Below are 20,931 nucleotides of genomic sequence, written 5' to 3'. Positions count from 1 at the left end.
CACTGTGGCACGTACGGCTCCAGCGCGGCGACGTTCGACTGTGACGAGGACGTTGTGTCTCATTCGTGTTGGGGTCGACTGCGGTAAGCCGATCGCAGTTTTTCCCACCCGTCGGATATGGCCGCGCCGACGAAGGTTCTGCTGCGCGCATCGGCAATCGCCCGACACAGGACCTCGTCACCGTCCACGCAGGCAATGTCCCGGATGACCATAACCATTCCGACACCGGCAGCTGGACCGTGCGTCACGATGAAGTCGATCAACTCCCGACCTCGGGGGAGCCGAAGGACATCATCCGCGTCGTCGATTCCGAACAGGACTCCGGGACGCTTCGCGGTCGGGCTCGGCACATTCTCCGCTGCAGCCCGGGCCTTGACTATCCTTACCGCGGCTTCAAGGTTCCTCACCGTGTCCGCGATGTTGGTGGCGATCCACGCCGGAGTCTCGACCCACGAGTCCCAGAGGCGATCGAAGCCGTGCTCGTTACGGGGATCGGACGGGAAGATGCAGAACATCCCAGACCCGACCGCCTCCAGCAGCACGACGCGCAGTGCGCTGGACTTGCCGGTGCCGCCGTTGTCGAGTATCCAGACGTGATCAACGGTGCCGGCTTGCGGGTCGTTGAGCCAGATCTGCGCGGTCCGGCCGGTGATGAGGCGGCCAGTTCTGATCGTTCCGGTCGCGACGTCGTACGAGTTCCCGCCTGGGTGTACCACCGTACCGTCGAAGGCCATCGCCAGATCGCGTATCTGGGCGATCACCTCCGCTACGGAGGCACCGGTCAGGCTGGCGAATTCCTTGGCCAGTCGCGACTCAACACCGACGAGGTCGGCGAGGATGCGGACCATCCCCTCCCGGTCCCCCCGCATCAGGATGTCGTTCAGCTCCGGGTACCAACTGTTGTTCAGGCACTTGAGGATGGCACGCGTCGGCACGGTGTCGACCAGGTCGTCGTGATGGGATCGGATCAGCCTGTCCTCGCACCTGCTTCGCACGTCCTCGATCGACTCCCCCGTGACTTCGATGATCTTGTAGGACACTGTGTCGATCATGCGCCAAGCGCCGATGAGGTGGTCGACGAAGTCCTGCGGCTTCCCGGCGGGCTCCCACAACGCGTCCTGAACCTCCTGCGCGTGCGGCAGGTCGTCGCCGATGAGTTCGTCGAGCAGCGCGCCGTGCGTGGCGATCGCGTGCACCCGGTCGACAACGAGTTCGGTTCCAGCTGCAGGTGTCTCGACATCGACGCCGTTCTCCACGGCAGGCATTGCCGGTTGGGTCGGCAGCAGATCGAAGTGACGACAGCGTTCCGGCTTGTATCGGGGCCTGACCGGCGCGGATAGCGAGTTCGACAGGCTCTCTCCTGGTTGCAGACCGTGCCTGCGGGTGTGTTGAGACTCTGCGAGGGGCGCGGCCATGCGAATGTTCCGGGCCATGGCTTCGACGTTGCCGGGAAGTTTCTTCCGATACCGGCGGACGAGATGCTTCGCCTCCCTGGCATGCCGCCGGTACTCGTCGACATGACCGTTCTGCGCCGCGTGAAGGGCTTTCAGGGAGCTAATCCTGATGGTCATCCAGTCGCGTTGTGTCGCCCTCCAGTCGACCTCGGCGAGTTGGTCGTCGATGTCCGCGAGGAGCATCTGGACGAGGCTGTTGATATCGCGGTATGGGAATCCCGTCACCTTGTCCAGGCACACTCCGCTCAGACCCAACGCGAGCTCGATGGACTCGTCTACCCGGAACGCCGGATCGATCCCAGGAATGTCAGACACGATCTGCTTGAACTGTCGGAAGTGCCGCAAGGCCGCGTCCACCGCGCCTTCCGACCCGTGCGCTTCAGCCAGGGCTAGGTGCGCCATCGCAGCCACGCCTGGTTCCTTGTGGTCGCGTTGGCCTATCAGGGCGAGCAATCGTTCGGCGCAGTCCTGGAAGTCGGCACGCACTCCTGCATTCCAGGTCATCTCGCGTGCGATCACGACCAGGCAGGAGGCACGCACCACCGCGGCCTGGTGCGTGGGCTCGGGGAGGGCTTTCGCCTTCTCGAACTGCGCACGGACCTGGGCCTCGTCCGTAGCCAGGTACGCCTCGACCCGACATTGAAGTGCCATGCACTCGACCAACGCCTCGAAGTGCGCGGGAATGAGCCGGTGCATATCGTGGGCGCGTCGAGCCGCTTCCAGGGTCGTTCGTGCGGCGTCGGTCTCATTGTGCTCGAGTTGCAGGTTTGCCAGCATGGCCAGTGTCTTCCCACGTCGGCCGGCTATTTGGGGGTCGTAGTCGTCGGGTGGTATCAGGTCCAGCGCCTCTTTGACGAGGCGTTGGGCGTCAGCGAGGTCACCCTGGAGCTTCGCGATCGACGCCGCATTGGACAACATCGCCGTGGTCGTCTGCCAGCTCTGCTCGTCGTACTGCAGCAGGCGTTCCGCGAGCGTGATTGCGTGCAGTCGCAACGCCCCGCCGGTCACCATGTCCAGCGCGTGAATGCAGTCGACCATCATGTCGGTGACGGCCAATTCGACGGCGAGCAACGTTGTTCGAAGCTCGTCCGGGTGTGTGCTGAGTTCGGCGCGGACGACGTCCTGGACGACTCGGTGCACACGCACCCAGTCCCGCTTGGCGTCGTCCTGCCAGCGATCGATCAGCGACAGTTCTGCCAGCGCGGCGACCGAGGCGTTGAACGTGCCGCGGTCGGAGGCCAGGAGCCGCACCGGGATCCGGTCCGGGAAGACAACGCTGGCGCGATCTAGGACGGCGATTGCGTCGGCGGGAAGGTCGCCTTCCCTCGCGCGCAGTCGTTGTAGGGCAAGGTTCACGGCCGCGACTGCGGTGCGCGGGTAGTCGTCCAGGTGTTGGAGCGGGAAGTTGAGCGCGTCGAGTCTGCGCACCTCGTCACCGAGGGTCTCGAGGAAGTCGTCGATGGATTCCCTGGTGCTGCGCAGGTAGCTGGTGGCGGTGACCAGGCTCAGCGGGAGGCCGTCCAACGTTGCGCACAACGCGTCGGCATCCGAGTCGGCGAAGGCCAGGTCCGCGAGCCTATTCTGGACGAGGACACGTCCTTGCTCCGCGGTGAGTGCGCCGACTGCGACGGTGGGGTGTGGGCTGTGCCAGGCGCTGTTTCGGGTGGTGATCAGGACAGCCCCGTAGCCGGAGGCAGGCAGCAGCGAGGCGATCGTGTCGGCCGTCGTCGCGTTGTCCACGATCAGGAGCCACGACCGCGAGCTCCCAGCGAGAGCTTCGGCGACCGCGCGCGCGGCGTCGACCAGTGACCGGTGCGGACCGCGCCGGATCGCGACGCCCCTGCCCTGGAGCCAGGTGGCGAACTGCTCCAGTTCTTCCCCGAGGACGTCTCCGGTCGCGGTCGCGTCGTCGTCACCGTATGCGGTGAGCTGGTAGATCCAGTCGAACTCGGCGGCGTTGTCGAGGGCGTACTGCTGGGCCAGCGTGGTCTTGCCGATACCAGCGGGACCGGTCAGTACACACGTCCGAACCCGTCCGTCCGTCGTGTGCAGCCCGTCCTCCGTCGCGAGGTGGTTCGTCACCTCCTGAAGGAGCCCGTCACGTCGTACGGCGTGCTCGCGATCGACAAGCCGGATAGGCACCCCCCATCTGGCCGCGAGGGCGGCTTCCAGGTCTGTTCGTGACGCACCCACCGCTTCCAGGAAGTCGCCACGATGCCACGTACGACCTGCGACGTCGTCGGCTTCGGACTTGTCCATGGCCAACCCGAGCAGATTGGCGCGCAGAAGTTCGGCCGCCTGACCGCCGATCTCCTGTCCGGCTGCCGAGCGAACCCGCCTGAGTTGGACCTGTACTCGTTCGCGTAGCTCGGACATCCCGTACGGCTGGACTCGGACCGACGACCGCCGTAACGCTTCCAGCATCGCGACGCTCGCTTTCCTTGTGGTCGTCAGCTGCTGCACGGTTCGCGCCAAGTCCTCGTCAGGGAGGCTGTGCGCTCGGTGGAGCAGTTCAATGAACTGCCGCGCCTTGGAGCTGAACGTCCCGTTCGCGACGAGCTCCAGCCGCGCGGACCCGCTCGCGTCCCGCTCCAGCGACATGAGCAGGCCAAGCAGTTCGGTGGCGGACCACGCCTTGGCACCCCAGCGACTCTTGACCTGAACGACCCCGTCATCGGTGCTGATGCGCCCGATCAGTTCGTAGTCGACCTTCTCTGCCCCAGGGCGCCCCTCGATCACGATGGATTCGACGCCTTGGTCATCCGATCCGCACCACAGCTCCAGCGCGGTCAGCAGGATGACGTGGTATTGGAACCGATAGCCGGCTAGACCGAACTCGCCACTCACGACATCCCCCGTACAGCCCGGCCGGAAGCGGCACGCCGTTTCCACGGCCGCCAACGCGACCTCGGGGCCTTCCGAACTCCGGCCCAGGGGACCTCAGCCACGGCGACGATGCCTGAACGTCTGGCGTGAAGGAGCTCGGCTTCACGATCGGCATCGGTGTAGGAGACTTGCCCACGAGGGATCCGCACCCCGACGAAGACCCCATAGACCACGCGGACCACTCTGTGTGCTTCTGCTGCCGCGACCCATTCGTCGTCGATCGACAGTTCAGCACGGGCCCAGATGCCACCTTCATCCCACAACTCGAGTCCTTCCGGTGTTCGCCTGACCGACCAGGACTCCAATCGGGGCACGGTGGTGGAGTCCGGTAGGAACCGCCTGAACCCTGCCATGATGATGCCTTCCGCCTGCGCTTCGCGCGTCCCGAAGCTGCGCGACCGCATGCCGACGGCGGCACGTGGTTCGAAAAACACGACGGGGACATCGCCGCCTCCTGTCGCCGGGGTCGCGGACGACAACACCCTGGCGTCGGTGGCGACGTCCGACAGCGTCTCCTTGACCAGGTCGTGGTCCGGGCCGGGCCGAAGCGCACGATCCTCCGGATAGCGGGACATCACTGAGTCGCTGACAGCGACAGGAATCTCGTCGAGACGCCAGCTGTGTTCGATGTCGCCGTCGCGGAGCGTGAAGAAGAAGTCCCCCGTGGGCTCGACCACGAACTCTGCGTTGTCGACCGCGTCGAGCAACGCGTGCAGCTGCGGGTACGGCACCGTGCGCACCCGCTCGGCGACCGGACCGACACGCAGCAGAGTCAATGCGCGACTGGCGAGGTTTACCCCGGCCCGCTGAAACCGCTCGTTGTCCTCCTGCGTCAGTGACGAGGTGACGAGATCCCGGTACTCCAGATCCGTCAGCTCGTAGTGCATGATGAGGCCGACGGCATTCAGGACATCGATCCAGGTACCCGCCGCGAGCCCACCCTCGGGGGAGGCCCACGCCGACGAATTCGAACCTGCCAAGCGACCCACCACCGGCGCGGATGCAGAATTGGGTGCCGCCGAGAACTGCTCCACCGTGGCGTCGACGAGCCGCCCCGACTGAGGCAGCCACAACACGCAGTGTCCGTCCAGAACCCCGTCGTTCCAGCGCGGGTCGGGCCGTCCGTGCTTCGCCGACTGATCGTTCGCGGGATTCATGATCGACAATGTGACGGTGTACACGTGAGAGGCGACGCCAAGTTGCTCGTAGGCGTGATGCAGCACCATGGAGCCCTCGACGGACGCATTCCCTTCGAACATCTCCACACGGCTAAGCCACAGCACTGGAAGCAACATCTCGATCAACAAGGCAGGATCGAACTCCTCGGCGCCCAGCAACGCGGCCACCCGCGTGTCATCGATCGACGACGTCATCAACCCATCGACAACATGGCTTTCGTCAGGTAACGCGCCGGGACCGCCGCGAGACCGCGTTGCCCGATCCGGTCGCCGTTCGTGCCGGTACCCTGCGGAGTTCGACATGCACCGCAGACTAGAACGGGCCACCGACAATCCCTGTGGCCGGACCAACGCGCGCAGCCGCTGACCTCGGAACTGGACCGGCTCGCACATAACAAGACATTCGACAGGCTTGACACCGCCGTCCACCGGGGTGGGATTGACCTCGGGCGGGCACTGCAGGGGATGGCCGTTTCGGCGGCCCTATTGATGAGGGTTGTGAAGATCATGGCGTCTGACTCTGGTGCGTCCACTTCTAGCTGGCCAGGGGCATGGCGGCATTTTGGTGGTTCGTGGGTGTGGTCGCGGAGACGGCCAGCGGCTGGCCACCCGTACTGTTTCGTGCACCAGAGTGCATGGGACATTGCCGATGTTCATGACCTCGCCGCAGGTTCAGGTCCAATGGTTGCGTTGGAGGCATGGCAGGAGGGGCGCTGCGCGTTGTGTGGTGGCGAAGTACCGTTGCGTTGGACCGTCGCTGATCATTGCCACACCACAGGATGGGTCCGGGGCTTGCTGTGCATTAGCTGTAACAAGCTGGAGTCGCACCCTCCACGGAGCATCCGCGATCCTGACCGTGCCCAGGCGCTTGTCCGTTACCGCGCCCACCCGCCGACCAGGCTGCTCGGCCTTCGCGTCCAGTACCGAGACGTGCGGGCAGGATGGCGATTTGCGTGTGCCGCGCGACATCAGGCGGAACTCGATCGGCTCCTCGCCGAATTGGAGGCGCAGGAACTCCGGCGGGCCGCGCCAAGTCCCGGGATGAAAGCTGCAGCGCCGGCATACCTGCCCTCTAATGTGCCTGCATCCGGTCCAGCTTGACTGGCTGCGGCGTTATGGCGGCGTGTGACAGCTATGGAAGAACTCATCGTCTGGCCTTCGAGTTCTGACAGCGAGCGGTTTGACCGTGTGGTGAGGGCCTACCGCCGCCAGAGTGGGTCGCGCCGAAAGCTGTCACCGATCCCCGCGCCCTCGGATCTAAGAAGACGACTGATCGTCGGATGGTGGTGGGTTGAGGGTTTGTACGGCGTTTGGGCCGGGGTGGGGGATGGTGGCGATCGTGGGGTGGTCGTAGGTGAAGTCGAGTTGGTCGTAGTCGCGGCGGTAGGCGGCGGGGAGTTCGTTGTCGCCGATGATGATTTGGAGTCGGTCGGAGGCGGCGTCTGCGAGGGTGATGAGGCGGCGGTAGAGCGCGGCGGCGAGGTTGTCGGCGTTGTTGAGTGATGTGCGGGGGCTGTCGATGAGGAGGAAGGCGGGGTACAGGGTGTCGCGGCGTCGGAGCGCCACCGTGATGAGGGTGATCCAATACGCGATCTGGGTGGTGGTGCGGACCCCGCCGGCGGGGCTGAGTTTGATGTAGGACTGGCCGTTGAGAAGCGGCAGGTAGTTGGTGCGGTGGATCTGCGCGGTTTCGACACCAGGGATGCCGATGGCGGCGACGGTGGCGGCGAACTCGGCGTCGAGTTCGTCCATGAGGTCGGATTTGTGTTGGGCGAGTTGGTTCTCGGCGTTGGTGACGGCCGTCTGCAGGCGGTTTACTTCGCCTTGTAGGCGGTCAGCTTCGGCGCCGAGGTCGTCGACGCGGTCCCATTGGCGGAGCACGCCTTCGAGTTCGTGTAGTTGGGCTCGTGCCTGGGTGAGCCGGCGGGTGGCATCGCTGAAGGCTTGTAGTTGCGGAGTGATCCGGTTTCGGGTTCGGGCGTCGAGATCATCGCTGAGCTTGGCGATCAGTTCGTGGCGGTTGACGATGCTGGCATGGGTGTCGGTGAGTTGATCAGCGACTGTGAGGATCAACTCGTCCATCTCGGCGAGTTGGTCGTGGAGTTGGCGCTGCTCGTAGGACGGCTCCGATGTCGGCGCTGTACCGACCGCGAGTGGATCGGGTTGCAGACACAGTCGGCACTGGTCGTGGGGTGTTTCCCGGTGAGTGAGGTCCTGGAGACAGCGCGGGCATACGGCGAACTCGATGCTGGCGAGTCGATCGCCGGCGTCCTGCAGGCGCCGTAGCCGGTCGAGGTCGAGTACCACGCGGCGTCGTTCGCTGGTGTACTCGGCTTGCTGCTGCGCCAGGCGTGTGGCGGTGTCACGGGCCGCGGCGAGACTGCGTTCTGCTTCGCTGAGTAGGTCGCGAAGTGTCAGGGTTTCCCGATCTACTACTGGATCCACCGCGTTGCGGAGTGCGTCCATCTCAGCGAGTGCGGTGGCCTCGTCTCGAGTGGCGGTTTGCACAGCGTTCTCTGCCGTGATCCGGCTCGTGGTGCCGGAATCCCGCAAGAACTGTACGACGAGGCTGTGGTCGTGGTTGGCCTGATCGCGTTCGCCGTTGCGGGTGGCGAGTTCCGAGCGCAGCCGCAGGATTTCGGCGTCGGTCAGGCCGAACAGTAGTTCGAAGACCGATTTGCGTTTGGGTTCCCGGTAGGATTCCTTGCTGGACGCGATATCGCGGTTGATGTCCGCTTGACGGACGTACATGAACGTGAATACGTCCGCGAAACTTATCCGTGCGCCGGCGTTCGTCGTGGTTCGTGTGCGTGCTGCCGCACGTAGGTCGGCGGGTAGTCCCAGCGCGTTCAGTAGCAAGGCGCTCAACGACGGCTCACCGTCGCCTGTGCGCTGGTCAGGCAATCGCTCATGAGTGATGAGGTCGGTTACCCGGACCACCTTGCTCTTCTTACTGTCCAGGCTGCGGGTCAGTCCGAATCGCTCGTTGCCGACGGTGACGCGGAGCTGGATCTCGCGGACGGCGGTCACCGCGACCTGGGCGAGTTCACCGTTGCCGCCGAGCCCGTACTTGATCAGTTCGAATAGCGTGCTCTTGCCCACCCCCACCGGGCCCGCGAGCACAGTCAGTGCGGACGGGAACTGGTAGGTGACCTCCCCGTCGGTGGTGTCGACGGTGACAGTGTCGATGCGGAACCGGGTGGTCATCGGATGACCTGCCGGTGTGGTCGGTCCATCAGCTCAGGCAGGTGCTGGTAGATGAGGTCCTTCAACGCGTTTCCCGACAAGCCAGCGGATGCTTGCGCGATGGCGTGACAGCGATCGGAGATCTCCGCCCAGGGCTCGGTCTGCGCTACCTGGCTGGCGAGGCGTTTGCCGGCAGCGGTCGGAGCGAGAGCCACACTGCCGCGTCGCCCGGCGACATAGTTGAGTAGCCCGCGCCCGACCAGGGCTCCGATCACGGGGTAGTAGCGGTCGTCCCAGGGGCCGTACTTGTAGCGGATCATCGGGGCCTCGACCTCGGTCGGATCATGGTCAGAAGACTGGCTGAGGTGCAGTTGCGGATCGCTCGGATCGAGGTCCGCGAGGACGCGGGGGGCGACCGCCGGATAGCGCACCAAGAAGTCCAACTTGGCCAGTTTGGTCAGACCATCGAGCTTGCGCTGGTGTCCGGCGGCCCCTGCGACGCTGGCGACGAGGAGCAGAACCCGCATCTGATGGTAAGCAAGATCGTCACGAACGGCGGTGAGCGCCTCGACTGAGGAGGATGGCGTGGTCATGGGGTGACCGTCCTCTCGGCTCGAAGCCGGGCGATCTCTGCGGACACGTCGAACTGTGCGCTGAACCAGACATGGCAGCGGGCGGCCAGTTCACACACTCCACCGCGGGCCAGTTCATCGTCGAGCCCGTCAGGCCGCTCGCCGTCAGAGATGCGGGCCAGGTGCTCAGCCAGCGCTTTCCAGAACAGCATGCCCCAGCTGCCGGTGGCGGTGCGGCTGGCGGTGGTCGCTTCATCAGCGGCGCGCATCAGCGCACGCTCCACGGCAGCACGGGCGCCAGTTCCGCCGGGCACGTTCTCGCGCCGGGACCGCCAGTAGTCGCGATAACCGATTCGAAGTTGCTCGGCCCGTTCGATACTCGTATCGGCGCATCCACCTCGGGCCATCTTGACGCTGAGCTTCGTCAGTCGAGCGGGCGGAGTGATCGGTACGTAGCCCAACGGATGAGCGAGTGCCACCCGGATAGCCACGCCAATGTCCTGCACCGTCACGACACGAGAGGCCAGGTCACGCTGCTCCTCAACCGACATCGGTGTCGCGTTCCCGCTGGCCGACCTGGTGCTCAGCACAATCGGAAGCGCCCCGGACGAGACCGGGCCCTGCGCACGCATGCGGGTGCGAAACACTGCCAGCACCGCTTCCCAGACCGCCGATGGGGGAACATCAAGACGCCCCAGCCGCGCGAGTATCGGCAGGGCATACATGCTCGGCGCGGCGTGACCGACCACGCTGCGGTTGGGCCGCTGGTCGTCGATGAACAACACCGAAAGAAACGCTCGGACTTCCTGCAGATGTGTCGTCTCAACCTCGACGCTGGCGGCGATCGCACCGTCGGGCGCTTGCCACCGAGTCGGCAGGCCCTTCCGGTACACCAGCAACAGCCTGGCGAACCCGTCCACCTCGGCCGCCACTACCGCTTGCGTTTCTTGATCCAGTATGTCGCCTGCGGCTTCCTTGTGAAGGACTGTGATCGCCTTCGCCAGCTTCCGCGGGGCGCCGGCCGCTAACGCACCACAGGTCACGAGCCGCGCACGCGGCATACGTCCCAAAGCGAGCCAGCGACCGAACAGATGACCCAGACCGCCTTGATCAACAAGTTGAGAAACGGTGGTCCACGCGCCAGACGCAGGCTCACGGTGCTTGGCCGACACCAGTTCGGCGTCCGACCCGAGCGCGACGACCCAATCCTCATGGCGCTCGCACATGATGCGCCGGTCCGCGTCGGACGGGACGTCGCCGTCAGCGGTCGTCGTGTCGAGGTAGAGGCTCAAACCATCTGCGGCAGCCATGGCCGCTTGCCAGTCATACAGGTCGGCGGTACGGGCACCGGCATCATCAGCGGGAGGAACGCTGACAACGGCATCCGCAGCCGTGTCCACAAGCCCCTCCCCGCACCTCGTGTGTGATCACCGCATCAAACATCACGGCGGACACACCGGACAGCAGAACGATTGCCAAAATCACCCGATCGTGTGACATGACGGCACGCTCTGTGGAAGTCGCGCCGCCCGCAGTCGGTGTTACTCACTCGGGCAGCACACGCTGGCGTACATGCCCGTGGCCGTGTGGTCGATGGCCAACACAGACCGGTGCTTGTGGTGTACGAATCCGAGTTCACGGCCGGGAAGACCAGCGGATCTATGCCGAACACGGCCATGGTCATTTCTGCGGTGGTACTGGTACCGGCTCCCACCGGGCGACCGGTACCAGTACCAAGCCGGTTCAGGCGGCGAGCGGGTGTGGTTCGCCGGTGAGGGCTGATAGGGCGGTGGCGACGTCGTGGACGGCGGCTTTGACGTAGGTCATGGTGGCGTTCTTGTTGTCTCCTTCATCGAAGTGGCCGGCGTAGGCGTGGGCGATGGCGAACCCGAAGTTCCGCTCCACCCAGGTCAGCGTTGTGTGCCGGATCCAGTGCGCGGACACGTTCAGGGTGGTGATCCAGGGCAGGTAGCGGCCGAGGCGGACCCAGAGGTGGTCGTAGCGGCGGTGGGTGATGGGGTTGCCGTTCCGGTACCGCAGCAGTTGCCCGCCCGGGGCATCGGCCGAGCCCCGCTCCTGGGCGTGATCGAGGAGCGCGGTCATCAGCGACCGGGAGACCGGTTGCCAGCGGGCGGTGCCGTCCTTTTCCCGCAGGTAGATCAGGCACTGGTCTTCGTTGAGGTCCCGGGGGCGCAGGGCCAGGGCGCCGCCGGTGCGGCAGGCCGACTCGGTGTGCAGCCGCAGCAGCAGCGTGTCCAGTTCCGGGTCGTCGCCGGTGGTACCAGCGTGGAAGTTGATCTCACTCATCTGGTTGGCGGACAGGGCGTGCCGGACTGATCCTTGCCGCCGGGGCTTCGCGGTCCTGCGGGCGGGGTTCTCGTCGGGCTTGATTAGCTCGTCGTCCTCGGCGTGCCGGTAGATGCAGCGCAGGGCGGCGATGAAGTTCTCGGCGGTGCCGCGCCCACCTCGTGAGTTCCGGCGCTGGATCGCGTTGGCCTTGATCTCCTCGGCGAACTGTTTGATCTCGGTCGGTGTCGGCTCCAGTAGAGTGCGTGATCCCCACTTGGCGCGGATCCGGTTCCAGTACGAGCTGTAGGTCTTGGCGGTGCCGGGGGAGACTGCGTCCTCGACCTGTGGGATGTAGTCGTCGAACGTCGGAACGGGGGGTCGGTCGGCGGGATCGGTCATCAGGTCGGCCGGGTCGACGTTCATCCGCTGCAGCAGCATTCGCGCGGCCGCGACCAGTTCCTGGTTCGCGGCTCCGTCGGCCTGCGCGTTCCGACCGGGGGAAGCGTCCGCGGGGGACGGTGTGAACTGTGTCGTCATCGCGCGCCTCCCGTGGGAGTGCTCTGGCAGCTGTTCAGTGTGGTCAGTGCGGCGTGGTAGGCGGTGATCATCGTGTCCAGGGCCGCGAGCGGGTGCACGACCAGGACGTCGTGGTTCGGGTCCGCGACCACGAGCACGAGATCCCGGGCGCCCAGGCCGTTGCGGCGGCGTAACGCGGCGGGGAGCACGAGGTAGGGCTTGGCGCCCATCACGAAGGCCCCGGTGGGGTCGCGGTGCGCGACGACCGACCCGTCGACCAGCGCGATGCTCAGGCAGTCACCGGCCGTCCAGCCCAGGGCATCGATGGTGGATCGGTTGGACAGCCGGCCTTCACTGTCGAGGCGGCCCATGCCGTAGACGAGCGTCCCGGCTCGGGGCCGCGCCAGCAGCTCACCGACCTGGAGCTGGGTGTTGCGGCCCGCGAGAAGCCGACGGCCGGAGCCACGCGCGAGAGTGGGAGGAACCAGCGGAGCGATCTTGCGCTCAGTCACGCTGGCCACCCCCGCGAAGGGGAGAACGGCGCCGCCGCGCGGCAAACAACGGCGTGACCGACTGGGAGGAGTACTGAATGCTTCCGGGAGATTTCCCTGGCATTGGTGTCCGAGGGGGGACTTGAACCCCCACGCCCTTGTCGGGCACTAGCACCTCAAGCTAGCGCGTCTGCCATTCCGCCACTCGGACTCTGTGGTGGTGCATAGCGTAACGGATCGTCTCCGAGGCCCCCAACCGGCCACCTCCCTCCGCTGATCATGCCGCTGACGTGGGGATTCGCCCTTTGGCTCGGCACGGCGGACCGCACCAACCACGATCGACAGTGGTAGGAAGACCCCGTGACCGACCACACGAACACCACCGCCGAGGCCCAGGACGAGGCCGTGCGGCTCACCAGCGAACTGATCCGCATCGACACCACCAACACCGGCGAACCGGACACCACCGTCGGCGAGCGGGTCGCCGCTGAGTACGTCGCCGAGAAGTTGACCGAGGTGGGCTACGACATCACCTACGTCGAGTCGGGGGCGCCTGGCCGGGGGAACGTGTTCGCCCGGCTTCCTGGTGCCGACCGCTCTCGGGGGGCTCTCCTCGTTCACGGGCACCTCGACGTCGTTCCCGCTGATCCGACCGAGTGGTCCGTTCACCCCTTCTCCGGCGCCATCCAGGACGGCTACATCTGGGGCCGCGGCGCGGTCGACATGAAGGACATGGTCGGCATGACCCTCGCGGTCGCTCGGCGGTTCAGGCGGGATGGGGTGACGCCGCCTCGGGACCTTGTCTTCGCTTTTCTCGCTGATGAGGAGGCTGGTGGGGCGTTTGGCTCGCAGTGGCTGGTGGAGAACCGGCCTGACCTGTTCGAGGGGGTCACCGAGGCGGTTGGGGAGGTGGGCGGGTTCTCGGTCTCGCTCGCGGACGATCTTCGGGCCTACACCATCGAGATCGCGGAGAAGGGCATCGCCTGGATGCGGTTGCGGGTGCGCGGCCGGGCGGGGCACGGGTCGATGATTCATGACGACAACGCGGTCACGAAGCTCGCGGCGGCGGTCGCTCGGTTGGGGAGTCATCGGTTTCCGATCGTGCTCACCGACTCCGTTCGGGCTTTTCTCAGTTCGGTGACCGAGCTGACGGGGCTGGAGTTCGATGAGGACGATCTGGCCGGGTCGGTGGCCAAGTTGGGGCCGCTCGCGCGTGTTGTCGGGGCCACGCTTCGGGATACGGCCAATCCGACGATGCTCACCGCCGGCTACAAGGCCAACGTGATTCCGTCGGTGGCCGAGGCGGTGGTGGACTGCCGGGTGCTTCCCGGGCGTGAGGCGGCGTTCGAGCGGGAGCTCGACGAGATCCTTGGGCCGGACGTCGAGCGGGAGTGGGTCACGCACCTCCCCTCGGTGGAGACCTCGTTCGACGGCGCGCTGGTGGACGCCATGACGGCCGCGATCACCGCGGAGGACCCGGGCGCCCGCACCATTCCCTACATGCTCTCCGGTGGCACGGACGCCAAGGCGATCCACACGCTGGGCATCCGCTGTTTCGGGTTCGCGCCACTGCGGCTGCCGGCCGACCTGGACTTCACCGCGTTGTTCCACGGCGTGGACGAGCGGGTTCCGGTGGACGCGGTCCGGTTCGGCACCCGGGTCCTTGATCGGTTCCTGCGGAACTGCTGATCCGACTGAACCGTTACGCTGCCGCCCGCGTAACGAACCTGTGGCAGTCAGAACGATCAGCACTTGACCAGAACCCGGAGGCACCGGTGCCCGATTTCGTCGGCGGACTACCGCTACACCCGCTCGTCGTCCACTTCGTCGTCGTGCTCCTGGTGATCGCCGTCGGCGGGGCGATCATCATCTCGGTCTGGCCGGCGGTGCGTCGCCGGTTCGGCTGGCTGGTGGTCGCCGCCGCGGGGGTGGGCACTCTGCTGGTGCCGGTCGCCACCGACAGCGGGGAGTTCCTGGAGGGCCGGATCGGTACCAGTCCGGCGATTCAGGCGCACGCGGAGCTGGGGGACCTGCTCGTGTGGTGGGCGTTGGGGCTGTTCGTCGCGGTGACGGCGCTGATGGTCGCGTCCCAGCGGGCGGCGAAGACCGAGGCGGCCGAGGTGGACACCTCTGAGGGTGGCGGCACGGCGGTCGCGACGGACACCAAGCAGGCCAGCGGTACGACCGTCGCCATCATCGTCGCGGCGGTGGTCACGGTCGGCCTTGCCGCGGCGACGGGGATCCACACCTTCCGGGTCGGCGACGCCGGCGCCCGCCTGGTGTGGGAGTTCGTCGAGGACACCCCGCCGGCCAACGGCGGCGGCTGAGTCGCGGCGACTAGGTACTCAGTCCGGGCAGGAGACCGACGGTGCGGCGGCGCTTGAGCACCACCCGTCGGCTCCCGTCCGAGTACAACCTGACGTTGGACAGTTCCCATCCGGCGAACTCGGCGTGGATGGACAGTTGAGTGGCCGCTGCGCGTCCCGACACCCCGGGTGGCAGTCGCAACGGCCGATACTCCCAGTCCCCGTCGATCACCCCGTCAGCACTCATACTGCGATCACCTGTATTCCCTTTCCGGTCGCGGACGCGACGACCACACGCCCGCTGCTCGGGTCAACGGCCACGGAATTGGGTTGTTCCACGGTCGGGAAGCGATGCCGCTCCACGGGCTCCTCGCCCGCCACGTCGAATCCGACGACCTCGTTACGTTCGGTCAGGGTCACCCACACGAGGTCCCGCTGCTGGTCATACGCCAGCCCGTACGGTGAGCCGGCCACCGGATACCGCTGGCGCATCAGCAGCGGGTCCACCGAGAACGCCAGCAGCGCCCCGCCCCGGGTGTCGGCCACCAGCACCCGGCCGAACCGGTCGGTGACCGCGTTGGTCGACCCCTCGCCGGCGCGCAGGCCCTCGTCGACCGTGCCGGCCGGCACGTCCAGTTGGAACACCGCGTTGCGCAGCCGGTCGAACACGACCGCGTTCTCGCCGGTCGACAGGACCTGGTCGGCGCTGTAGAGACCACCGCTGATCATGCGGTAGACCTTGTCGCCCCCCAGGACCGCGACGGCCTTGCGGTCACGCACCGCGACCAGCGTCCGGTCGCCGTACTCGACCGCGCTGACCAGGTCGCCGTCCACAGGCGCGGCGTCGACCTCGCCGTCGGGCAGGGTGATCCGCACCAGCTCACCGTCGACCGAGGCGAGCAGCGGGCCGCCCGGGCCGGCCAGGGTCACCGACCGTGCCGGGCCGGGCAGCGACACGGTGGTCGGGTCGCTGAGCGTGTCGGCGTCGGTCAGCCGGTAGAGCAGCACGGCGGGCGGCTTGTCCACGGCCACCGCGAGCACCTGGTGTTCGGCGTCCACCGCCATCGACGTCGGGGTACCGGACAGTGCGGTCACCGTGCCCGCCGGCGCCGCCTGAGCAGCGGGGGAGCGGGCCGCGGTCGCCGCGACCGGGTTGTCCGACACCATCAGCTCGTCGCTCGGTTCGGTCGTGGAACACGCCGTTCCCGCCGCGGCGCTACAGATTACGGCCGCGACAATCATGCGACGCAACATCGACCTCCGACACGTCTCCGGGGCCCCACGGTCGCGACCACGGTGCGTCACGCCGTCGGGACATCCCTCCAGCATCCTCCAAATACGCTCAGGACGCTAACCCCCGTTTCCGGCGGTTGTGCACCGGGGGCGATCACTGGCGGCGACGGTCTCCAGGCGGTGTCCGACAGCCTCGGCGAGCCCTTCGGCGCGCGCTGCCACTCCCCACATAATTTTGACTATTAAATATCAACTATATAGATGTCCGATATTAGCGCGCCGGAGCGCGCTCAGCCAGGACCAAGAACCAAAAGAGGCCATGAGGGGAGGGGTCTGGTCCGGCACACCGAGCGTCAGCCGAGTCGGGTCTCCGGATAGCCGAGCTCCAGATCGCTCACGTCGTCCAACGCCGCCCGGATCGCCGCCGGCAACGTCAGCTCCTCGGACACCAGCGACCCGAGCAGCTGCCCGGTGTCCCGCGCCCCGACCACGGCCGAGGCGACGCCCGGCCGGTCCCGCACCCAGGCCAGCGCCACCGACAGCGGCGAGGTCGCCAACCCGTCGGCCGCGGTCACCACCGCCTGCACGATCCTGGCCGCGCGCTCGGTCCGGTGGTGGTCAACGTAGGGCGCGTAGTGCGTGGACGCGCCCCGCGAGTCGGCCGGTGTGGCCGCCCGGTACTTCCCGGTCAGCACGCCCCGCCCGAGCGGCGCCCAGGCCACCAGTCCGATCCCGTGGTGCGCGGCCGCGGGCCCGACCTCCCGCTCCAGCCCGCGCTCCAGCAGTGAGTACTCCAGCTGCGCGCTCACCAGTCGCGCGCCGAACGGCTTGTGTCGCTGGGTCGTCGCGGCCGTGCCGAGCTGCCAGCCGCAGTAGTTCGACACCCCGGCGTAGCGGACCTTCCCGCTGGCCACCGCGTGGTCGACGGCCGCGAGCGTCTCCTCGATGGGCACGGTGATGTCCCACGCGTGCAGCTGCCACAGGTCGATGTGGTCCACGCCCAGCCTGCGCAGCGATCCGTCCAGCGCGCTCAGCAGCGCCCCGCGCGATGCCCCGCCGCCGAACGGCCCGTCGTCGCGTCTGGCGACCGCCTTGGTGGCGAGCACGATGTCCTGTCGTGGCACCAGGTCGTCGAGCAGTGTGCCGAGGATGCGCTCGCTCTCGCCGTCGTTGTAGACATCCGCGGTGTCCACGAGCGTGCCGCCGAGGTCGGCGAAGGCGACCAGTTGGCTGGCGGCCTCGTCGGCGTCGGTGTCCTGGCCCCACGTCATGGTGCCCAGGCCGATCCTGGACACCCTCAGCCCGCTGTCGCCGAGGTGTCGTTGCTCCACCGGGGAAGCCTAAGCGGATGACCTCGTTCCCGCTGGCAGAACCCCCGACCTCCGCGCAGATCACAGTGTCGCCGGGGACAGTGTCGGTATGGTCTGCCGATGCGACTTGGACTGAACCTCGGCTACTGGGGTGCCGGCAACGACGCCAACAACCTGAAGCTGGCCAAGGAGGCCGATCGGCTCGGCTACTCGGTGGCCTGGGCGGCGGAGGCCTACGGATCGGATGTGCCAACGGTGTTGGCGTGGGTGGCGGCCCAGACCGAACAGATCGACGTCGGTAGTGGGATCCTGCAGATTCCCGCCCGCCAGCCGACGATGGCCGCGATGACCGCGGCGACCCTGGACACGCTCTCCGGTGGGCGGTTCCGGCTTGGCCTCGGGGTGTCCGGCCCGCAGGTCTCCGAGGGTTGGTACGGGGTGAAGTTCGACAAGCCGCTCGGGCGCACCCGGGAGTACGTGGAGATCGTGCGGCGGGCGTTGCGGCGGGAGCGGGTGTCGTTCGAGGGCAACCACTTCACGCTTCCGCTGCCGGACGGGCCTGGCAAGCCGCTGAAGCTGACTGTCCATCCGGTACGGGAGAGCATCCCGATCTACCTCGCCTCCATCGGTCCCAGGAACCTTGAGCTGACCGGGGAGCTGGCCGACGGCTGGTTGGCGATCTTCTACTCGCCGCGGTTCGGGCCGGAGTCCCTCGAGCTGATCAGGAAGGGCCGGGAGAAGGTCGGTAAGACCCTCGAGGACTTCGACGTGGTGGCGACGGTGCCGATGGTCGTCAGTGACGACTGGCGGGCGGCGGCCGACGGGGTGCGCCCGTACGCGGCGCTGTATGTCGGGGGGATGGGCAGCCGGGAGCAGAACTTCTACAACAACCTGGCCTGCCGGATGGGCTTCGAGGCCGAGGCGGCCGAGGTGCAGAACCGTTACCTGGCCAGGGACTACGTCGGTGCGGCGGGCGCGGTGCCGTTGGAGTTCATCGACCAGACCTCGTTGCTCGGCCAGAAGGAGCGTATAGCAGAGGGCATGGTGGCTCTTGCCGAGTCGGGGGTCACCACACTGTCCATTTCCACGGTGCTGCAAGATCTTGAGCACAGCATCGCGACCTTGCGCGTCGCGGTGGAGGCGCTCGATCTCGCGGGAGTTGGGTAGTTGAGCTGGCTGGAAGCCCTCGTTCTCGGACTTATTCAGGGACTCACGGAGTTCCTGCCCATCTCCTCCAGCGCGCACTTACGGGTTACCGCCGCGTTCGCGGGCTGGGAGGATCCGGGTGCGGCGTTCACCGCGGTCATCCAGCTTGGTACGGAGACCGCGGTGATCCTGTACTTCCGCAAGAAGATCGGGCGGATTCTGGCCGGGTGGTTCCGGTCGCTGCGCCGGCCGTCGATCTGGCGGGATGATCCGGACGCGCGGATGGGTTGGCTGGTGATCATCGGCACGATTCCGATCGCGGTGCTCGGTCTGCTGTTCGAGGATCAGATCGAGCACGCGTTCCGGGATCTGCGGTTGATCGCGATGACGTTGATCGTGTTCGGCATTCTGCTCGGCGTGGCTGACCACTTTGGACGCCGGGAGCGTGATCTGGACCACCTGACGGTGCCGCACGGTGTCGGGTTCGGGTTCGCGCAGGCGTTGGCGTTGATCCCTGGGGTGTCCCGTTCCGGTGGCACGATCACCGCGGGCCGGCTGCTGGGTTATCGGCGGGAGGAGGCGGCGGAGTACGCGTTCCTGCTGGCGGTGCCGGCGGTGTTCGCCTCCGGGCTCTACCAGCTGGCCGACATCGGTGGCGGTCAGGCGCCGGAGTGGGGGCCGACGGTCCTCGCGACGATCGTGTCGTTCGTGGTCGGTTACGCGGTGATCGCGTGGCTGATGCGGTTCATCAAGACGCACAGTTTCATGCCGTTCGTCGCCTACCGGCTGGCGTTGGGCGCCGCGTTGCTGATCTTGGTCGGCACCGGTGTGCTTGAGCCGGATGCCGGCCCGGCCATGTGATCTACTGGCGGGGTGGCGACCGTCGTTCTGCTCAGGCATGCCCGTTCCACCGCCAACGGCTCGGGCGTGCTCGCCGGCCGCATGCCGGGTGTCGAGTTGGACGAGTCCGGCCGTAAGCAGGCGGAGCAGTTGGTGGCCCGGCTCGAGCCGGTGCCGTTGGCCGAGGTGGTGTGCTCGCCGTTGCTGCGCTGTGCGCAGACGGTGGCGCCGCTGGTCTCGGCGCGCGGTATCGAGCCGGTCACCGAGCCGGATCTGTCCGAGGTGGACTATGGCGACTGGACCGGCCGGGAGTTGAAGACGCTGTTCTCCGAGCAGCTGTGGTCGGTGGTGCAGCAGCATCCGTCGGCGGCGGTGTTCCCGGCGGGGGAGGGCCTCGCCCAGGTGCAGACGCGGGCGGTGCGGGCGGTGCGGGCGCATGACGCGCGGATCACCGCCGAGCACGGTCCGCGTGCGGTGTGGTTGCTGTGCAGTCATGGCGACGTGCTGAAGTCGATCATCGCGGACGCGCTTGGTCAGCATTTGGACAGTTTTCAGCGGATTGTGGTGAATCCGGCCTCGGTGTCGGTGGTGCAGTACACCGACACCCGCCCGTTCGTGCTGCGGATGAACGACAACGGGGGCGAGTTGGCCAGCATCGTGCCGCCGGCCCAGCCTGCGGAAACACCGTCGGGTCACGCTGTCCCAGGTGGCGAGACAGGACGATCCGTCTAGTCTGGCAGACACATTTGGTGAACTGTGCGAAACCTGTCGGATCGGCCGGCCAACTGTGCCAGTATCGTGCACCGTTCCTGCGCCGCTCGCATGCGGCGAACATCTGCAGAACAACGTGACCGGACCGGCTTCGTCGGTGGGTCCAAGGAGAGACGATGACGCAGCCATACGGTGGGCAGCCGCCGCAGCAGCCAGGTGGTGGCCAGTACTCCGGCGGGCAGTACCCCGGCGGTGGCCAGCAGCAGCCTGGCGGGTCCCAGAACTACCAGCAGGGGGGCGGCGGTTACCCGCAGGCTCCCGGCTACCAGCAGGGTTACGGCGGGATGCCGGCCGCCCCGGAGGAGCGTGGCGGTGGCGGGCCGGTCGCCCGGCCGGGGGTCACCACGGCCGCGGCGGTCCTGGCGTTCGTCCAGGGTGGTATCACGCTGATCACCTCGGGCATCCTGCTGCTCGGTCTGGCCGCGATCGAGAGCTACAACAACGACGCGAGTGCCGGCGGCGTGGATATCCAGGGTGGTCTGGGTGAGGCGTGGGCGGTCACGATCATCCAGCTCGTCGGTGTCGGCCTGCTCATCTGGGGCGGGGTGAAGCTGATGTCCGGTACGGCTGGGCATTTGTTCACCATCGCGGCCGGTCTGCAGATCGCGCTGTGCATCTACTGGCTGGCCCGCGAGGCGGCGCCGTTCGTGCCGGTGTTGTTGATCGTGATGCCGATCACGGCGTTGGTGCTGGCATTGGGGAAGGCCAACAAGGAGTACGCGCAGTCGCGCTCCGGCCGCCGTTGAGGTAGTC

Annotated in this window: 17 protein-coding genes and 1 tRNA gene; 7 read left to right on the top strand and 11 right to left on the bottom strand. The window is 66.9% G+C overall.

Annotated elements, in window-relative coordinates; translation table 11 throughout:
- Positions 1-59: 59 nt before the first annotated feature.
- Positions 60-4,301: a hypothetical protein gene (locus ACYVIP_RS21250; protein WP_460398950.1), complete on the bottom strand. Its 4,242-nt coding sequence runs from the start codon at positions 4,299-4,301 to the stop codon at positions 60-62.
- Entirely contained in the window at positions 4,298-5,713 is a 1,416-nt protein-coding gene (locus ACYVIP_RS21245; protein ID WP_460398948.1) for a hypothetical protein, read from the bottom strand. The genes ACYVIP_RS21250 and ACYVIP_RS21245 overlap by 4 nt, the downstream gene beginning before the upstream one ends.
- A 270-nt stretch (positions 5,714-5,983) precedes the next feature.
- Between ACYVIP_RS21245 and ACYVIP_RS21240 the strand changes: the two genes are divergently transcribed.
- Complete coding sequence (locus ACYVIP_RS21240) at positions 5,984-6,619, top strand: endonuclease domain-containing protein (RefSeq protein WP_460398946.1); 636 nt, start codon at positions 5,984-5,986, stop codon at positions 6,617-6,619.
- 156 nt (positions 6,620-6,775) lie between these two features.
- Here ACYVIP_RS21240 and ACYVIP_RS21235 read toward each other — a convergent pair whose 3' ends face one another.
- The 6 genes from ACYVIP_RS21235 to ACYVIP_RS21210 form a co-directional block, all read right to left on the bottom strand.
- The gene (locus tag ACYVIP_RS21235) at positions 6,776-8,725 is read right to left on the bottom strand and encodes a hypothetical protein (protein WP_460398944.1); all 1,950 of its coding nucleotides are present in this window, start codon (positions 8,723-8,725) and stop codon (positions 6,776-6,778) included.
- A complete protein-coding gene (locus tag ACYVIP_RS21230) occupies positions 8,722-9,297 on the bottom strand; it encodes a hypothetical protein (protein ID WP_460398942.1) in 576 nt (191 codons plus the stop codon). Before ACYVIP_RS21230 ends, ACYVIP_RS21235 begins: the two co-directional genes overlap by 4 nt.
- Entirely contained in the window at positions 9,294-10,676 is a 1,383-nt protein-coding gene (locus ACYVIP_RS21225) for a hypothetical protein (RefSeq protein ID WP_460398940.1), read from the bottom strand. Before ACYVIP_RS21225 ends, ACYVIP_RS21230 begins: the two co-directional genes overlap by 4 nt.
- Positions 10,677-11,019: 343 nt before the next feature.
- Complete coding sequence (locus tag ACYVIP_RS21220; protein ID WP_460398938.1) at positions 11,020-12,102, bottom strand: tyrosine-type recombinase/integrase; 1,083 nt, start codon at positions 12,100-12,102, stop codon at positions 11,020-11,022.
- A complete protein-coding gene (locus ACYVIP_RS21215) occupies positions 12,099-12,593 on the bottom strand; it encodes a hypothetical protein (RefSeq protein WP_460398936.1) in 495 nt (164 codons plus the stop codon). Before ACYVIP_RS21215 ends, ACYVIP_RS21220 begins: the two co-directional genes overlap by 4 nt.
- A gap of 103 nt (positions 12,594-12,696) precedes the next feature.
- Positions 12,697-12,783 (bottom strand) — tRNA-Leu (locus tag ACYVIP_RS21210).
- Positions 12,784-12,932: 149 nt separating this feature from the next.
- Here ACYVIP_RS21210 and ACYVIP_RS21205 point away from each other — a divergent pair.
- Positions 12,933-14,261: a M20/M25/M40 family metallo-hydrolase gene (locus tag ACYVIP_RS21205; protein ID WP_460398934.1), complete on the top strand. Its 1,329-nt coding sequence runs from the start codon at positions 12,933-12,935 to the stop codon at positions 14,259-14,261.
- A gap of 86 nt (positions 14,262-14,347) precedes the next feature.
- Positions 14,348-14,899, top strand: a complete 552-nt coding sequence (locus tag ACYVIP_RS21200) for a DUF2231 domain-containing protein (protein WP_460398932.1) — start codon at positions 14,348-14,350, stop codon at positions 14,897-14,899.
- Between the two features lie 10 nt (positions 14,900-14,909).
- Here the strand turns inward: ACYVIP_RS21200 and ACYVIP_RS21195 are convergent, their stop codons facing one another.
- From ACYVIP_RS21195 to ACYVIP_RS21185, 3 genes are all read right to left on the bottom strand, one after another.
- Positions 14,910-15,125 carry a DUF5703 family protein gene (locus tag ACYVIP_RS21195; protein WP_460398930.1) on the bottom strand — a complete coding sequence of 72 codons (216 nt, stop codon included), beginning with the start codon at positions 15,123-15,125 and terminating at the stop codon, positions 14,910-14,912.
- Positions 15,122-16,120: a YncE family protein gene (locus ACYVIP_RS21190; RefSeq protein WP_460398928.1), complete on the bottom strand. Its 999-nt coding sequence runs from the start codon at positions 16,118-16,120 to the stop codon at positions 15,122-15,124. The genes ACYVIP_RS21195 and ACYVIP_RS21190 overlap by 4 nt, the downstream gene beginning before the upstream one ends.
- 344 nt (positions 16,121-16,464) lie before the next feature.
- Positions 16,465-17,442, bottom strand: a complete 978-nt coding sequence (locus ACYVIP_RS21185; protein WP_460398925.1) for an aldo/keto reductase — start codon at positions 17,440-17,442, stop codon at positions 16,465-16,467.
- A gap of 99 nt (positions 17,443-17,541) precedes the next feature.
- Between ACYVIP_RS21185 and ACYVIP_RS21180 the strand changes: the two genes are divergently transcribed.
- From ACYVIP_RS21180 to ACYVIP_RS21165, 4 genes are all read left to right on the top strand, one after another.
- The gene (locus tag ACYVIP_RS21180) at positions 17,542-18,588 is read left to right on the top strand and encodes an LLM class F420-dependent oxidoreductase (protein ID WP_460398923.1); all 1,047 of its coding nucleotides are present in this window, start codon (positions 17,542-17,544) and stop codon (positions 18,586-18,588) included.
- Positions 18,589-19,428: an undecaprenyl-diphosphate phosphatase gene (locus ACYVIP_RS21175; RefSeq protein WP_460398921.1), complete on the top strand. Its 840-nt coding sequence runs from the start codon at positions 18,589-18,591 to the stop codon at positions 19,426-19,428.
- Between the two features lie 12 nt (positions 19,429-19,440).
- Positions 19,441-20,139: a histidine phosphatase family protein gene (locus ACYVIP_RS21170; RefSeq protein WP_460398919.1), complete on the top strand. Its 699-nt coding sequence runs from the start codon at positions 19,441-19,443 to the stop codon at positions 20,137-20,139.
- A 155-nt stretch (positions 20,140-20,294) separates the two neighbouring features.
- On the top strand, positions 20,295-20,924 hold the full coding sequence (locus tag ACYVIP_RS21165) for a hypothetical protein (protein ID WP_460398917.1): 630 nt from the start codon (positions 20,295-20,297) through the stop codon (positions 20,922-20,924).
- Positions 20,925-20,931 lie beyond the last annotated feature (7 nt).

Source organism: Actinophytocola sediminis (genome assembly GCF_054779715.1).
The sequence above is the reverse complement of the archived record's forward strand: the minus strand, read 5'-3'. Positions and strand labels throughout refer to the sequence as shown.

What these genes read in the sequence shown, in the direction of transcription:
- ACYVIP_RS21245 (WP_460398948.1), bottom strand. Translation starts at nt 5,713, where the DNA reads ATGACGTCGTCGATCGATGACACGCGGGTGGCCGCGTTGCTGGGCGCC.
- ACYVIP_RS21240 (WP_460398946.1), top strand. Translation starts at nt 5,984, where the DNA reads ATGGCCGTTTCGGCGGCCCTATTGATGAGGGTTGTGAAGATCATGGCG.
- ACYVIP_RS21235 (WP_460398944.1), bottom strand. Translation starts at nt 8,725, where the DNA reads ATGACCACCCGGTTCCGCATCGACACTGTCACCGTCGACACCACCGAC.
- ACYVIP_RS21230 (WP_460398942.1), bottom strand. Translation starts at nt 9,297, where the DNA reads ATGACCACGCCATCCTCCTCAGTCGAGGCGCTCACCGCCGTTCGTGAC.
- ACYVIP_RS21220 (WP_460398938.1), bottom strand. Translation starts at nt 12,102, where the DNA reads ATGACGACACAGTTCACACCGTCCCCCGCGGACGCTTCCCCCGGTCGG.
- ACYVIP_RS21195 (WP_460398930.1), bottom strand. Translation starts at nt 15,125, where the DNA reads ATGAGTGCTGACGGGGTGATCGACGGGGACTGGGAGTATCGGCCGTTG.
- ACYVIP_RS21190 (WP_460398928.1), bottom strand. Translation starts at nt 16,120, where the DNA reads ATGATTGTCGCGGCCGTAATCTGTAGCGCCGCGGCGGGAACGGCGTGT.
- ACYVIP_RS21180 (WP_460398923.1), top strand. Translation starts at nt 17,542, where the DNA reads ATGCGACTTGGACTGAACCTCGGCTACTGGGGTGCCGGCAACGACGCC.
- ACYVIP_RS21165 (WP_460398917.1), top strand. Translation starts at nt 20,295, where the DNA reads ATGACGCAGCCATACGGTGGGCAGCCGCCGCAGCAGCCAGGTGGTGGC.